Here is a 13,418-nt window from a genome sequence, read left to right as displayed (position 1 = left end):
CCGGTTGGCGCGCCCGGCCGCGGGGTACCCGGAACGCGTGTTCTCCGAAGTGCTGCCCTGGTGGCTCGGCCTGACCGCGCTGTGGGTCGTGACGCTGTCGACGCCGTCGCTGCCGGAGATCGTGGCCGCGGCCGTCGCCGCGGTGCCCTGCGCGTTCGCCGCCCGGGCCGCGCGCCGGGCCGTCGGTGGTGCGTGGCGGCCCCGGGTCCGGTGGCTGCGCTGGCTGCCGACCGTGCCCGCGACCGCCGTCCGCGAAACCGCCCAGGCCCTGGTCAAGGTCCGTGCGGGCACCTTCGGCACCGTGAGCCTGCCGGACGAACCGGACGCCGTGCACGAAGCCCGGGCCGCCTGCGCGGCCGTGGTCGTCGGCAGCACGCCCGGGACGATGGTCGTCGCCACTCCCCCGGGCCGGCGCGAGCTCGTCGTCCACCGGCTGCTCGACGGCGGCTCGCGAACACTGGACGAGGTCCGCCGGTGACCGGCTGGCTGCTCGCCGCGGTGCTGCTCATGGTGGGTGGCCTCGGGCCCGCGCTGTGGCTCGCCGCGCGCGGCGACGCGATCGGGCGCCTCGCCGGGCTGCAGCTGGCCGGCCCGGTCACCGTGCTCACGCTGCTGCTGCTCGGGCAGGCCTACGGCCCGTCGAGCGCGGTGATCCTGCCCTTGACGCTGACCGTGCTCGCCTTCGCCGGCACGCTCGTGTTCATCCGGTTGCTGGGGACGACCCGATGATCGCGCTGATCCTCGTGTTCGCCGGGGTGGCCGTGGTCGTGGTCTCGGCCGTGACGATGCTGCGGGCGCGCACGCTGCTCACCCGGCTGCACCTGCTCGCGCCGGTGACGACGCTGGGCGCGCCGCTCGTCGGGGCCGGGCTGGCGCTGGCCAACGGCTGGAACCTCGGGTCGGCCGCCATCCTGCTCACCGTCGCGCTGCTCGCGGTGACCGGCCCCGTGCTGCAGTCCGCCGTGGGCCGCGTCGAAGCCGAGCGGCAGGGCGTGATCGACGAGGACCTGCCGTCGTGACGACGGTCGTGCTGCTCGTCGCCCTCGCGTTCGTCGCCGTCGCGGGGTTCGCGGTGGTGGCGACCCCGGACCCGCGTCGGCAGGCGATCACGCTGTCCCTGTTCAGCCTCTGCCTGGCCCTGTTGTTCGTCGCGCTCCAGGCCCCGGACGTCGCGCTGTCCGAACTGGCCGTCGGCTCGGCCGTCGTGCCGCTGCTCGTGCTGCTCACGATCCGGAAGGTGGGCGGCCGATGAGCCTGCGGACCCGGACGTGGCTGTGTGCGGCCGGCGCGCTCGGCGTCGCCGTGCTGCTCGTGACGGCGTTCCTGCGGATGCCGGAGTTCGGTGGGGCCCTGCACGGCTACCGCGACCTCGCGCTGCCCGCCGCGATCGCCCGCGCCACGCCGAACCTCGTGTCGTCGGTGAACTTCGACCTGCGCGCGCTCGACACCCTGGGCGAAGAGACCATCGTCGCGGCGGCCGTCGTGGGGGCGCTGTCGCTGCTGCAGCCGTCCGAAGAGGAGCGACGGCGGATCGGCCCCTCGCGCGGGTACGTCATGCCGGTGGTCAAGGTCGCCGGGTACCTGATGCTGCCGGTGACCCTCCTGCTCGGCATCGACGTCGTGGTGCACGGCCACCTCACCCCGGGCGGCGGCTTCCAGGGCGGGGTCGTGCTGGCCACCGGCTGGCACCTGCTCTACATCTCCGGCAGCTACCCGGCGCTGAAGCGGCTGCGCCCGATCGACTGGTGCGAGTACGCGGAAGCGTCGGCGACCGGGCTGTACGTCGTCACCGGGCTCGTCGGCCTGCTCGCCGGGGGCACGTTCCTGGCCAACGTGCTGCCGAAGGGCGAGTTCGGCTCGCTGCTTTCGGCCGGGACCGTGCCGGTGCTGAGCGTGCTCGTCGGGATCGAGGTCGCCGCCGGGCTCGTCGTGCTGCTGGCGCAGTTCCTCGGCCAGGGCCTGATTTCCGAGGAGGCCGCGTGATGGTGGGGCTGGTCTGTTACTGCGTGGCGGCGTGGCTGCTGCTGGTCGGCGCGGCCGGCATCGTGCGCAGCCGCCACCTCGTGCACACTGTCGTCTCGCTCTCGGTCGCGCAGGCCGGGACGTACGTGCTGCTGCTCGGCATCGGCTACCAGGACCAGGCGGGCGCCCCGATCGTCGTGCCGGACCAGCGGCAGCCCGTGGTCGACCCGATGGTGCAGGCGATGACGCTGACCGACATCGTCGTCTCGGCGACGATCACGGCGGTGCTGCTGGGCCTGACCATCCAGATCTCGAAGCGGCACGGGACGGTCGACCCCGACGAGCTGCGCGCGCTGCGTGGCTGACGCGATGAACGCACTCCCGTCCCTCGTCATCGCGGTGCCGTTGCTGGCCGCGTGCGTGCTGCTCGGCCTCGGCCCGAAGCTGCCGCGCGTGGCGGCCGACGTCGTCGCGACCACGGCCGCGCTGGCCGTCACCGTCCTGACGACGGTGCTGCTCGCGGCGGTCCAGCACGGCCGGGTGGTGAGCTGGCTGGGCGGGCACCGGCCCGACGGCGCGCGGTCGCTGGGCATCGTCCTGGCCGCCGACGGCCTCAACACGACGCTCGCGCTGCTGGCGTCGTTCCTGACGACGTGCGCGCTGCTCTACAGCTGGCGCTACTTCGAAGCGGTCGAAGCGCGCTACCACGCGATGATGCTGCTGTTCCTCACCGGCATGCTCGGCTTCCTGCTCACCGGGGACCTGTTCACCCTGTTCGTCTTCTTCGAGCTCATGAGCGGCGTCGCCTACGCGCTGACCGGGTACCGCGTCGAGGAGGCCGACTCCGTCCAGGGCGCGCTGAACTTCGGCGTCGTGAACTCCCTCGGCGCGTACTTCACGCTCATGGGCATCGGCCTGCTCTACGCGCGCGGCGGGCAGCTCGGCCTGGCGCAGCTCGGCGTCGCGCTCGACGGGAAGCCGGCCGACGCGCTGGTCCTGGCGGCGTTCGTGCTCGTCTGCACCGGCTTGCTGGTCAAGGCGGCGGCCGTGCCGTTCCACTTCTGGCTCGCCGACGCGCACGCGGTCGCGCCGACCCCGGTGTGCGTGCTCTTTTCCGGTGTCATGGTCGAACTCGGTGTCTACGGCGTGCTGCGGGTGCGGCGCACGGTCTTCGGCGGCGTGCTCGACGACGGCGTCTTCGCGCGCGTGCTGCTGGTGCTCGGGATCGCGAGCGCGCTGCTCGGCGCCGTCCTGTGCTTCACCCAGCGCCATCTGAAACGGCTGCTGGCCTACTCGACCATCGCGCACACCGGGCTGTTCCTGTGCGGCCTGGCCGCGGCGGACGGCGAGGCGAGCGCGGGGTTCGTGCTCGCGGTGGCCGGGCACGCCGGGGCCAAGGCGGCGCTGTTCCTGCTGACCGGCGTCCTGATGGACCGCTACGGCAGCGTCGACGAAGACGAGCTGTTCGGCCAGTGCGGGCATTCCCGGCTGGAAGGCGGGCTGTTCCTGCTGGCGGCGCTGGTCCTGGCCGGGTTGCCACCGTTCGGCGTCGCGTTCGGCAAGGACGTCGTCGAGCACGCGCTCGGCCGGGCCGGTTACGGCTGGCTGGTGGCGGTGTTCGTCGTCGTCACGGCGGTGACCGCGGCCGCGGTGCTGCGCGCCGGGCTGGGTGTCTACTTCGGACTGGGCCGGCCGCCGCGCCGGGACGACGGCGAGCGGACGCCCGGGACGGACGAAGAACCCGAAACGGGACGGCGGCTCGAACGCACCCCGGCGACGATGCTCGCCGCGATCGTCGCGGTGCTGGCCGCCGCGCTCGCCGTGGGCACGGTGCCGTGGCTGCGCGACGCCGCCGTCACGGCCGGACGGCAGGACAGCGACCGCGGCGGCTACCTCCACGACGTCCTGCCGGCGATCCGGTCCACCGGGCTTTCCCACCCGGTGGCCGCGGAATGGACGTCGTCCGGCCTGGTGTTCAGCGGGCTCACGGTGGCGCTGGCGCTCGGCATCGCGGCGGCCGCCCTCTGGCCGCATCGGCTGCCGTCGTGGCCGCGCCCGCTGCGCGCGGCGCTGGAAGTGGTGCACCGCGGGCATTCCGGGCACGTCGGGGACTACGTCGCGTGGCTCCTCGCCGGGGTGACCGTCCTCACGGTGGTCGTCTGGCTCTGAGGTGTAGCCGCGCGAAGAGCGGGTAACCACACCGTATGAGCGACAAATTCGAAAACAAGGGTGAAGAGCTCAAGGGCAAGGCGAAGGAAGCCGTCGGCGACGCGACCGGCAACGAGCAGTGGCAGGCCGAAGGCAAGGCAGACCAGGCCAAGGGCTCGCTCAAGCAGGCGGGCGAGAAGATCAAGGACGCCGTCAAGGGCGTCACCAACAAGGACTGACGCGTTCTGTCCGCAGCCGCACCCCGGTTCGCCGGGGTGCGGCTTTCGCCTGGGGGTGACCGGTGTTCGAAGGTTTCACGCTCGACCGCGTCGACGTCGGCGACGTGACCCTGCGGGTCCGCCACGGCGGCTCCGGCCCGCCGCTCCTGCTGGTGCACGGACATCCGCGCACGCACACGACCTGGCACCGGGTCGCGCCGCGGCTCGCCGAGCGGTTCACCGTCGTCTGCCCGGACACCCGGGGCTACGGCGAATCCACCAAGCCGCCGACGGACGCCGGGCACACGCCCTACAGCAAGCGCGTCATGGCGGCCGACTGCGTCGCTCTCATGCGGCGGCTGGGGCACGACCGGTTCTTCCTCGCCGGGCACGACCGCGGCGCCCTGGTCGCCACCCGGCTGTGCCTCGATCACCCGGACGTGGTCCGCGGCGCGGCGATCCTCGACTCCATCCCGGTCGGCGAGCACCTCGCCCGCTGCCACGCCGGGTTCGCCCAGGCCTGGTACCACTGGTTCTTCTTCGCCCAGCCGGACAAGCCCGAACGGGCGATCACCGCGGACCCGGACGCCTGGTACGACGTCGGGACGAAGAACACTCCCGAGCGGCTGGGCGAAGAGAACTTCGCCGACTTCCGCCGGGCGATCCACGACCCCGCGACGGTCAAGGCGATGCTCGAGGACTACCGGGCGGGCCTGGGCGTGGACCGGGCGCACGACGACGCCGACCGGGCCGCCGGGCGCCGGATCACCTGCCCGGTGCTGGTCCTGTGGTCGAGTCTGGACGACCTCGAGGAAATGCACGGCGACATCCCCGCCATCTGGCGTGACTGGACCACGGACCTCCGTGCCGCCCACGCCATCGAATCCGGCCACCACATGGCGGAGGACAACCCCGCCGCCCTCGCCGACGCGCTGGGCGGGTTCTTCAGCGGCCTTCCCGCCGGTTGATCCGTTCCCGCTGCGGTACCACGACGTACTTCGGGTCCTTTGTGGACTCGACGCCCGCCGCGTAGACGCCGAAGCGCGTGCACAGCCCCGAAGCGACGTAGGCCGCGCCCGCGAGCACCCCCGCGGCGCGGTTCCGCCGGGCCAGCAGGGAAAGCCCGGCCCCCGCCGCGGTGAGCGCCTTCGCGGCCTTCAACAGCTTCCCCGCCCGGCCGGTCCGGTACGGCTCGGACACCAGGCCCAGCCCGGTTTCCAGGTGGTGTTCGGCGACCAGCTCGGCCGCCGCCCCGATCAGCCCGGCCCGCACGACCGGACCGGTTTCCCCGGCCGGGGCCGCCAGCAGGGCCACGCCCGCGCCGCTGGTCACCGCGCTGCCGGCGAACAGCACCGGAAGGGTCCCGTGGGCTTCGTGCCAGGACGGCGTCGCGGTGTCCGCCAGCAGAACCGCCGTGTACGTGCACATCGCCGGGCCGAGCACGCCCGCGCCCGCACCGGCGAGCCGGCCGATCCGCGGCAGCAGGCCCGTGACCTCGGACGCGGCGGAGATCGCGGCCAGGCCCGAGAACGGCGAAAGGATCCACGACCCCACCGAAAGCGGGGACGTCGGCTTGAACACCCGCAGCATGTGCAGGAACCGCAACGGTTTCCCCAGGTCGTGGATCAGCGCCACGACACTCGCGAGCGACCCGCCGGACGCGGCCAGCCGGCCCACGCGGGCCAGGCCGGGCCGCCCGGTGACGTCGGCGAGCGCGGCCATGGTCGCCGACGCACCCGCCGCACCGCCGAGGAACAGGTAGAGCGGCACGTCCGGCTGCTTCCACGCCGGTTCCTTGAGGATCGGGCGGCCGTAGTACGACTTGAACTCGGCGGGCTCGACCATCGCGCGTTCGCGGCGGGGGCTCACCGGCGCCGTCCCAGGAACGACGCGGCGAGGGCCGCGGCCACCCCGGCGGCCGTCACCGCGGCCCGCTTCCACATCGCGGGCAGGTCCCGCGTCGTGACGACCGGGTCCGGCGGCAGGCCGTAGACCTCGGGTTCGTCCAGGAGCAGGAAGAACGCGCCGTCGCCGCCCACGCCGTCGTCCGGGTCGCGGCCGTAGAGCCGGGCCTCGGGCACGCCCGAGCCGTGCAGCGTCTTGACGCGTTCGTCGGCGCGCAGGCGCAGCTCGTCCAGTTCGCCGAACTGGATGGAGTCGGTCGGGCACGCCTTGGCGCAGGCCGGTTCCATCCCCGCGCCGAGCCGGTCGTAGCAGAGGGTGCACTTGAACGCGCGGCCGTCGCTCTCGCGCTTTTCGATGACGCCGTAGGGGCACGCGGGCACGCAGTAGCCGCAGCCGTTGCAGATGTCCTGCTGCACCACGACGGTGTCGAACTCGGTGCGGAACAGCGCGCCGGTCGGGCAGACGTCCAGGCAGGCCGCGTGCGTGCAGTGCTTGCAGACGTCGCTCGACATCAGCCAGCGCACGCCGGGGTCCTCCTGCGCGGGCGCGCCGATGTCCGGCATGCCCAGCTCCACGGCGGGTTTCTTCGGCTGCTCGACGAACGCGACGTGCCGCCAGGTGTTCGAACCCAGGTCGCCGGTGTTGTCGTACGACATGCCCAGCAGGTCGAGCCCGCCCGCCTCGGGCACGCCGTTCCACTCCTTGCACGCCACTTCGCACGCTTTGCACCCGATGCACACCGACGTGTCGGTGAAGAACCCCATGCGGGGCTGGGCGCCGTACTCAGCCATCGGCTCGCCTCCGGTACTCGGCCACGAACTCCGGCAGCGCGGCCCCGCGCGGCCGTCGTCCGGGCCGGATGTCACAGGTCGCCGCCTTCGACTCCTGGATGTGCACGTTCGGGTCCATCACGATGCCCAGCAGGTCGTTGGCCGCGTCGCCGCGGGAAAGCCCGTTGGGACCCCAGTGGTAGGGCAGGCCGACCTGGTGGATCGTCCGGCCGCGGACCTTCAGCGGCTTCACGCGGTCGGTCACCAGCACGCGGGCCTCGATCGCGGTGCGCGCCGAGACGATCGTCGCCCAGCCGCCGTTCTCGAGCCCGCGTTCGGCCGCGAGCGCCGGGGCAACCTCGCAGAAGAACTCGGGCTGCAGCTCCGACAGGTACGGCAGGGTCCGGCTCATCCCGCCCGCCGTGTGGTGCTCGGTGAGGCGGTAGGTGGTGAACACGTACGGGTAGACCGCGCTGCGTGCCGGGTTGTACGGGTTCGACGGGGCTTCCAGCGTCTGGCGCGTCGGCGATTCCTGCTGCCCGTACAGCGCGTTCTCCACCGGGCTCTCGAACGGCTCGTAGTGCGCGGGCAGCGGACCGTCGGCCAGCCCGGCCGGGACGTACAGCCACGCCTTGCCGTCGGTCTGCATGATGAACGGGTCCTGCCCGCCGAGCGCGTCCTGGGCTTTGGCCCCCTCGGGCGGCACGTAGTCCGGTGCCTTGGCGGGCTCGAAGTCCGGGACGTCCGGGCCGACCCACTTGCCCTGCCCGGCGTCCCAGCTGAGCAGCTTCTTCCGCTCGCTCCACGGCTTGCCGTCCGGGTCCGCCGAGGCGCGGTTGTAGAGGATCCGGCGGTTGGCCGGCCACGCCCAGGCCCAGCCCTTCGCGACCCAGTCCTGCTCGTGCCCCGGTTGCCGGTTGGCGGCCTGGTTCTTCCCGTCCGCGCGGACACCGCAGTAGATCCAGCAGCCGCACGCGGTCGAGCCGTCGTCCTTCAGCTGGGTGTACGCCGAAAGCGGACCTTCGGGGCCATGCCCGTTGATCTCGGCGAGCACGGACTCCGCGCTCGGGTCGTCCGTCGGCCCTTCGACCGGGTAGCTCCAGGTCAGGTCGCGGATCGGCGCGTCGCGCGGGTCGTCCCCGGTCCGCTCCCGGATGATCCGGCCCAGGTGGTAGTAGAACCACAGGTCGCTGCGCGCGTCGCCCGGCGGCTCGACCGCCTTGTGGTGCCACTGCAGCAGCCGTTGCGTGTTGGTGAAGCTGCCGTCCTTCTCGGTGTGCGCGGCGGCGGGCAGGAAGAACACCTCGGTGCCGATCTCCTCCGGCGACAGCTCGCCGGTCTCGATCTCCGGCCCGTCCTTCCAGAACGTCGCGCTCTCGATCAGCTGCAGGTCCCGCACGACGAGCCAGTCGAGGTTGGCCAGGCCGAGCCGCTGGAACTTGCCGTTGGCCGAGCCGACCGCCGGGTTCTCCCCGACCAGGAAGTAGCCCTTGCACTCCCCCGCGATCTGCCTGCGCACGGTGTCGTACGTGCCGTGGTCGCCGGTCAGGCGCGGCAGGTAGTCGAAGCGGAAGTCGTTGTGCGGCTGGGCCGAATCGCCCCAGTAGGACTTCAGGAGGCTGACGGTGTAGGCGCGCATGTTGCCCCAGAAGCCGGTCGCGCCCGCGTCCGCCGCAACGAACTCGTCGAGGCTCTGGTGCTGGTGCGCGTGCGGCATCGGGATGTAGCCGGGCAGCAGGTTGAACAGCGTCGGGATGTCGGTCGAGCCCTGGATGCTGGCGTGGCCCCGCAGCGCGAGGATGCCGCCACCGGGACGGCCGATGTTGCCCAGCAGCGTCTGCAGGATCGACGCCGTCCGGATGTACTGCGCGCCCACGGTGTGGTGCGTCCAGCCGACCGAGTACACCCACGCCGTCGTCCGGTCGCGGCCGGAGTTCGCGGTGATCGCCTCGGCGATCTCTTCGAACTCGCGCACCGACAGACCGCAGACGTCGGCCACCATTTCGGGCGTGTACCGGGCGAAGTGGCGCTTGAGGACCTGGTAGACGCATCGCGGGTGCTGCAGGGTTTCGTCGGTCTCCGGCTTGCCGCCGATCGCCGCGCCGCCACTGCCGTAGGTGTCCGCGCGGGCGGTGCTCTGGTGGGCCTCGCCGCCGTGGTGCTGCTCCGAGCCGGGTTCGCCGGGCTGCTCCGGGTCGGCCGAGCCGGCCGCCGGCACCGTCGGCGCGCCTTCGTACGCCCACGTCGTCATGTCGTACTGACGGCGTTCCGGGTCGTAGCCGGAGAACAGCCCGTCCAGGTCTTCGGTGTCGGCGAAGTCCTCACGCAGGATCGCGGCCGCGTTGGTGTAGGCCAGCACGTACTCGCGGAAGTCCTTCCCCTCGCTCAGGACGTGGTTGATCAGGCCGCCGAGGAACGCGATGTCCGTCCCGGCCCGCAGCGCCGCGTGGACGTGCGAGACCGCGCTGGTGCGGGTGAACCGCGGGTCGACGTGGATGATCTTCGCGCCGCGGGCCTTCGCCTCCATCACCCACTGGAACCCGACCGGGTGGCACTCGGCCATGTTCGAGCCCTGGATGACGATGCAGTCGGCGTTGGCGAGGTCCTGCTGGAACGTCGTGGCGCCCCCACGACCGAAGGAGGTCCCCAGACCGGGAACCGTGGCGGAGTGTCAAATACGGGCCTGATTCTCGATCTGCAACGCGCCGAGCGCGGTGTACAGCTTCTTCATCAGGTAGTTCTCTTCGTTGTCCAGCGTCGCGCCGCCCAGGCTCGCGAAGCCGAGGGTCCGGTTGAGCGGGCGGCCCTGCTCGTCGGTGTCCTGCCACGTCTCGGCACGGGTCTTGAGGACCCGGTCGGCGATCATGTCCATCGCCTCGTCGAGGGACAGGCGCTCCCAGTCGGTGCCGTACGGGCGGCGGTAGAGGACTTCGGTGACGCGGCTCGGGCTGGTCACGAGCTGCTTGCTGGCCGAGCCCTTCGGGCAGAGGCGGCCACGGGAGATCGGCGAATCGGGGTCACCCTCGATCTGGGTGACGCGCTCGTCCTTGACGTACACCTTCTGGCCGCAGCCGACAGCGCAATAAGGACAGACCGACCGGACGACCCGGTCGGCGTCTTCGGTGCGGGCGTGCCATTTCTCCGAACCGTCCGATTTGGCCGCCGCGGCGCGCCCGAGCCGGTCGGGCCCGGTCAGCTGCCGGTACACCGGCCAGCCTTCGATCCACCGCCGCACACCCATACCTGGCACGGTAATAGCGATACCCGCGAATCGCAGCGCTAACCGCGCACCATCCGGGTTCCGTCGCCGAGCGGTTCGGTGCGGCCGGCCGCGTCGAGCCGCTCCAGCAGCGGGATCATCACCCGCCGGGTGCTGTCGAGGGCCTTGCGCGCCTCCGAAACGGTGAACGGCCGGGTCAGCCCGCGCAGCACGGCCACCGCCCGCTCCTCGACGTCCGGGCCGAGCACGACGCCCTCGGCGACCGCGGTCAGCCGGCCGAGCCGGACGGCCGCGGCCAGTTCGCGGCGGCCCAGGCCCAGCGCCCGCAGCTCGTCCGCCTCCGGCGCGCGGAACGGGTGCCCGGCCAGCCGCTTTTCGACCGCTTCCACGGCCTTTTCGACGTCCGGGGCCAGCCCGCCCGGGCGCCGGACGAGCCCGCCCGCCACGGTCAGGCCGGTGCCCGCCAGCAGCGGCTCGACCAGCTCCGCGGCGGGCAGCCCGAGCCGCTGCCGCAGGGCCTCGACCGGCACGCCCGCCGCGACGGCATCCCACCCGCGCACGATCGCCGCCGCCTCCGCCCGCAGCCCGGCGAACCGGGCCGGGTCGGCGAGCCACTCGCCCAGCCGGTCCCCCGTCTCCGGCAGGCCCATCGCGGCGAGGTCCGCGGCCCGGACGAACCCGGTGCGGCGCAGGTAGGTCCGCGCGAGATCCGGATCGGCCAGCTCGTCGCCGCGCGCGCGAGCGGCGCCGCGGCGGGCCAGCGACGGCGGGTGGACGTCGAGCACGTCGAACCCGGCGGCGATCCGGTGCATCCCGGGGTCGCGCACCAGCCCGCGATCGCCGACGCGCAGGGGCAGCGCGCCGGCCGGGGTGAGCCGCGCGGTGTCCGTCCCCAGTGGACGGATCCGCACCGGCACCGCGGCGGTCCCGAAGTGCAGCACCAGGTTCCGGTGCAGGTCCGCGGCGGCCGCGCCGCGCAGCCGGACGTCGAGCTCGGCCGTGGTGCGCCACCGGTCCGGCGTCAGCAGGACGTCGCCGCGGCCGACGTCGCCGCGCGCGGTCCCGCGCAGGTTCACCGCCACCCGGGCCACGGCTCGGACCCGCTCGCACGGCTCGCCCAGCGCCTGCAGACCGCGGACCTTCACCCGGGTGCCGCCGAGGAGCAGCTCGTCGCCGACGGCGATCGTGCCCGCGCCGAGGGTGCCGGTGACGACCGTTCCCGCGCCCGACACAGTGAACGCGCGGTCGATCCAGAGCCGCACGTCGGCGTCCGGATCGGGCGTCGGCAGGCCGCCGGTGAGCTCGGAAATCGCCGCGCGCAGCTCGGCGAACCCCGAGCCCGTCGCGCCGCTGACCGCAACGCTCGGCACCGCGCCCAGCGACGTCCGGCCGATCTCGTGCCGCGCCACCTCGGTAGCGGCCGCCGGATCGGCCCGGTCGGCCTTGGTGACGACCAGCAGCCCGCGTCGCACGCCGAACGCGTCCAGCGCGGCGAGGTGTTCGGCCGACTGCGGCATCCAGCCCTCGTCCGCGGCGACCACGAACAGCACCGCGGGCGCCGGGCCGGCCCCGGCCAGCATGTTCGGCACGAACCGTTCGTGACCCGGGACGTCGACGAAGGCGACGTCTTCGCCGCCGATCCGCGTCCAGGCGAACCCGAGGTCGATGGTGAGGCCGCGGCGGCGCTCCTCGGCCCAGCGGTCCGGTTCCATCCCGGTCAGCCGGCGCACCAGCGTCGACTTCCCGTGGTCCACGTGCCCGGCGGTGACGATCACCCGCATCGGCGGACGGCTTCCCCGAGCTTCGCGTCCTCTTCCGGGCGCACGGTCCGCAGGTCGAGCAGGCAGCGGTCGCGTTCGACGCGGCCCACGACCGCGGGGTCGCCGGTGCGCAAGGCCGCCGCGTACCGGGCGGGCAGGCCGACCGCGAAGCTCGGCAGCTCGACGCCCGGCGCGCCCCCGCCGCCGACGGCCGCCAGGGACGGGACCGCCTCGGCACCGAGGTCCCGCAGGCTCAGGGCGAGGGCTTCGGCCCGGCGTCGCAGGGTTTCGGCGGACGCGTCCAGTGCTGCGCGAACGGGCGTTTCCGGTCCGCGAAGCGTTGCTTCGAGCGCGGCGAGCGTGAGCTTGTCGACGCGCAGGGCCCGCGCGGCCGGGTGCCGCCGCAGCCGCTCGACGACCTCGGCGTCGCCGAGCAGCAGGCCTGCCTGGGGACCGCCGAGCAGCTTGTCCCCGCTGGCCGTGACGACCGTGGCGCCCGCGCGCAGGGCACTGGCCGCGTCCGGCTCGTCCGGCAGGAGCGGGTGCGGCGTCAGGAGCCCGGAGCCGATGTCGGCGACCAGCGGTACGCCGAGTCCGGCCAGTTCGGTGACCGTCGCCTCCGAGGTGAAGCCGGTGACGAGGTAGTTCGACGGGTGCACCTTCAGCACGAACCCGGTGTCCGGGCCGATCGCGCCGGCGTAGTCCCGGACGGACGTCCGGTTCGTCGTGCCGACTTCGCGCAGCCGCGCGCCGGTCGAGGCCAGGAGGTCGGGGATGCGGAAGCCGTCGCCGATCTCGACCAGCTCGCCGCGGCTGACGACGACCTCCCGGCCCGGGGCCAGGGCGAGCGCGCAGAGCATGAGGGCCGCCGCGTTGTTGTTGACGACGTGGACCGCGCCCGCGTCCGGGACCGCGGCGGCGAGCGCCGCGAGGGCGCCCCGGCCGCGGCGGGCTCGCTCGCCGGTCGCGAGGTCGAACTCCACGTCGGTCGCGCCGCCGGCCGCCACCAGGGCGTCGAGCGCGGCCGCGGACAGCGGGGCCCGGCCGAGGTTGGTGTGCACGACGACGCCGGTCGCGTTGATCACCGGCCGCAGTGAGGCCGCGCTCGCCGGAAGACGCTCGAGCACGACGTCGACGACGTCCCCGACGGCGACCGCGCCCGCGCGCGCGTCCTGCTGGACGTGGTGGACGACCGCTTTGACCAGGTCACGGCCGAGCGTCCCGGCCGCCTTCGCGATGCGGGGCTCGGCCAGGACCGCGTCGGTCCGCGGGATCGCGCGGCGCGGGTCAGGCATGGCGGAGGCGGACGGGAATCGAACCCGCCAGCGGCAGGACCTGCCGCTCAACGGTTTTGAAGACCGCGCCGGTCACCAGGCCGGATACGCCTCCCTGCACCATGGCCGCCATCCTGCCAACTCCGCGGCCGGCGGGCACG

At 73.4% G+C, this 13,418-nt stretch carries 14 protein-coding genes and 1 tRNA gene; 9 read left to right on the top strand and 6 right to left on the bottom strand.

Features of this window, described 5'->3' with window-relative positions; genetic code table 11:
* Window positions 1–37 precede the first annotated feature (37 nt).
* The 9 genes from ACWEN0_RS12175 (at window position 38) to ACWEN0_RS12135 (ending at window position 5,296) form a co-directional block, all read left to right on the top strand.
* Entirely contained in the window at window positions 38–478 is a 441-nt protein-coding gene (locus ACWEN0_RS12175; RefSeq protein ID WP_451972245.1) for a hypothetical protein, read from the top strand.
* A complete protein-coding gene (locus tag ACWEN0_RS12170) occupies window positions 475–729 on the top strand; it encodes a hypothetical protein (RefSeq protein WP_451972243.1) in 255 nt (84 codons plus the stop codon). The genes ACWEN0_RS12175 and ACWEN0_RS12170 overlap by 4 nt, the downstream gene beginning before the upstream one ends.
* Window positions 726–1,019 (top strand): monovalent cation/H(+) antiporter subunit G, encoded by a 294-nt coding sequence (locus tag ACWEN0_RS12165; RefSeq protein ID WP_451972241.1) that lies wholly within the window; start codon window positions 726–728, stop codon window positions 1,017–1,019. Before ACWEN0_RS12170 ends, ACWEN0_RS12165 begins: the two co-directional genes overlap by 4 nt.
* On the top strand, window positions 1,016–1,252 hold the full coding sequence (locus tag ACWEN0_RS12160; protein ID WP_451972239.1) for a Na(+)/H(+) antiporter subunit B: 237 nt from the start codon (window positions 1,016–1,018) through the stop codon (window positions 1,250–1,252). The genes ACWEN0_RS12165 and ACWEN0_RS12160 overlap by 4 nt, the downstream gene beginning before the upstream one ends.
* Window positions 1,249–1,983 carry an MnhB domain-containing protein gene (locus ACWEN0_RS12155; protein ID WP_451972237.1) on the top strand — a complete coding sequence of 245 codons (735 nt, stop codon included), beginning with the start codon at window positions 1,249–1,251 and terminating at the stop codon, window positions 1,981–1,983. The genes ACWEN0_RS12160 and ACWEN0_RS12155 overlap by 4 nt, the downstream gene beginning before the upstream one ends.
* Window positions 1,983–2,327, top strand: a complete 345-nt coding sequence (locus ACWEN0_RS12150) for a cation:proton antiporter subunit C (RefSeq protein ID WP_451973294.1) — start codon at window positions 1,983–1,985, stop codon at window positions 2,325–2,327. Before ACWEN0_RS12155 ends, ACWEN0_RS12150 begins: the two co-directional genes overlap by 1 nt.
* 4 nt (window positions 2,328–2,331) lie before the next feature.
* The gene (locus ACWEN0_RS12145; RefSeq protein ID WP_451972235.1) at window positions 2,332–4,131 is read left to right on the top strand and encodes a complex I subunit 5 family protein; all 1,800 of its coding nucleotides are present in this window, start codon (window positions 2,332–2,334) and stop codon (window positions 4,129–4,131) included.
* 35 nt (window positions 4,132–4,166) lie between these two features.
* Window positions 4,167–4,349, top strand: a complete 183-nt coding sequence (locus tag ACWEN0_RS12140; protein WP_451972233.1) for a CsbD family protein — start codon at window positions 4,167–4,169, stop codon at window positions 4,347–4,349.
* A 62-nt stretch (window positions 4,350–4,411) separates the two neighbouring features.
* Window positions 4,412–5,296: an alpha/beta fold hydrolase gene (locus tag ACWEN0_RS12135; RefSeq protein ID WP_451972231.1), complete on the top strand. Its 885-nt coding sequence runs from the start codon at window positions 4,412–4,414 to the stop codon at window positions 5,294–5,296.
* On the opposite strand, the gene nrfD is transcribed toward ACWEN0_RS12135, so the two are convergent.
* From nrfD to ACWEN0_RS12105, 6 genes are all read right to left on the bottom strand, one after another.
* A complete protein-coding gene (gene nrfD / locus ACWEN0_RS12130) occupies window positions 5,274–6,197 on the bottom strand; it encodes an NrfD/PsrC family molybdoenzyme membrane anchor subunit (protein WP_451972229.1) in 924 nt (307 codons plus the stop codon). The two genes, ACWEN0_RS12135 and nrfD, sit on opposite strands and share 23 nt — an antisense overlap.
* Window positions 6,194–7,024 (bottom strand): 4Fe-4S dicluster domain-containing protein, encoded by an 831-nt coding sequence (locus ACWEN0_RS12125; RefSeq protein WP_451972227.1) that lies wholly within the window; start codon window positions 7,022–7,024, stop codon window positions 6,194–6,196. Before ACWEN0_RS12125 ends, nrfD begins: the two co-directional genes overlap by 4 nt.
* Window positions 7,017–10,244 (bottom strand): formate dehydrogenase, encoded by a 3,228-nt coding sequence (gene fdh / locus ACWEN0_RS12120; RefSeq protein WP_451972225.1) that lies wholly within the window; start codon window positions 10,242–10,244, stop codon window positions 7,017–7,019. Before fdh ends, ACWEN0_RS12125 begins: the two co-directional genes overlap by 8 nt.
* Window positions 10,245–10,282: 38 nt before the next feature.
* On the bottom strand, window positions 10,283–12,004 hold the full coding sequence (gene selB / locus ACWEN0_RS12115; protein WP_451972223.1) for a selenocysteine-specific translation elongation factor: 1,722 nt from the start codon (window positions 12,002–12,004) through the stop codon (window positions 10,283–10,285).
* Window positions 11,995–13,278, bottom strand: a complete 1,284-nt coding sequence (gene selA / locus ACWEN0_RS12110) for an L-seryl-tRNA(Sec) selenium transferase (RefSeq protein WP_451972221.1) — start codon at window positions 13,276–13,278, stop codon at window positions 11,995–11,997. The genes selB and selA overlap by 10 nt, the downstream gene beginning before the upstream one ends.
* Window positions 13,278–13,372 (bottom strand) — tRNA-Sec (locus ACWEN0_RS12105). The genes selA and ACWEN0_RS12105 overlap by 1 nt, the downstream gene beginning before the upstream one ends.
* Window positions 13,373–13,418: the final 46 nt, after the last annotated feature.

This window comes from Amycolatopsis sp. NPDC004378, assembly GCF_053602455.1.
Note: the sequence above shows the minus strand (reverse complement) of the source record. Positions and strands in the feature narration are given on the sequence as shown.

Bases quoted from the DNA above. Each gene is read 5' to 3' on its own strand.
- ACWEN0_RS12165 (WP_451972241.1), top strand. From the start codon at position 726: ATGATCGCGCTGATCCTCGTGTTCGCCGGGGTGGCCGTGGTCGTGGTC.
- selA (WP_451972221.1), bottom strand. From the start codon at position 13,278: ATGCCTGACCCGCGCCGCGCGATCCCGCGGACCGACGCGGTCCTGGCC.
- ACWEN0_RS12145 (WP_451972235.1), top strand. From the start codon at position 2,332: ATGAACGCACTCCCGTCCCTCGTCATCGCGGTGCCGTTGCTGGCCGCG.
- ACWEN0_RS12140 (WP_451972233.1), top strand. From the start codon at position 4,167: ATGAGCGACAAATTCGAAAACAAGGGTGAAGAGCTCAAGGGCAAGGCG.
- ACWEN0_RS12150 (WP_451973294.1), top strand. From the start codon at position 1,983: ATGGTGGGGCTGGTCTGTTACTGCGTGGCGGCGTGGCTGCTGCTGGTC.
- ACWEN0_RS12125 (WP_451972227.1), bottom strand. From the start codon at position 7,024: ATGGCTGAGTACGGCGCCCAGCCCCGCATGGGGTTCTTCACCGACACG.
- ACWEN0_RS12155 (WP_451972237.1), top strand. From the start codon at position 1,249: ATGAGCCTGCGGACCCGGACGTGGCTGTGTGCGGCCGGCGCGCTCGGC.
- selB (WP_451972223.1), bottom strand. From the start codon at position 12,004: ATGCGGGTGATCGTCACCGCCGGGCACGTGGACCACGGGAAGTCGACG.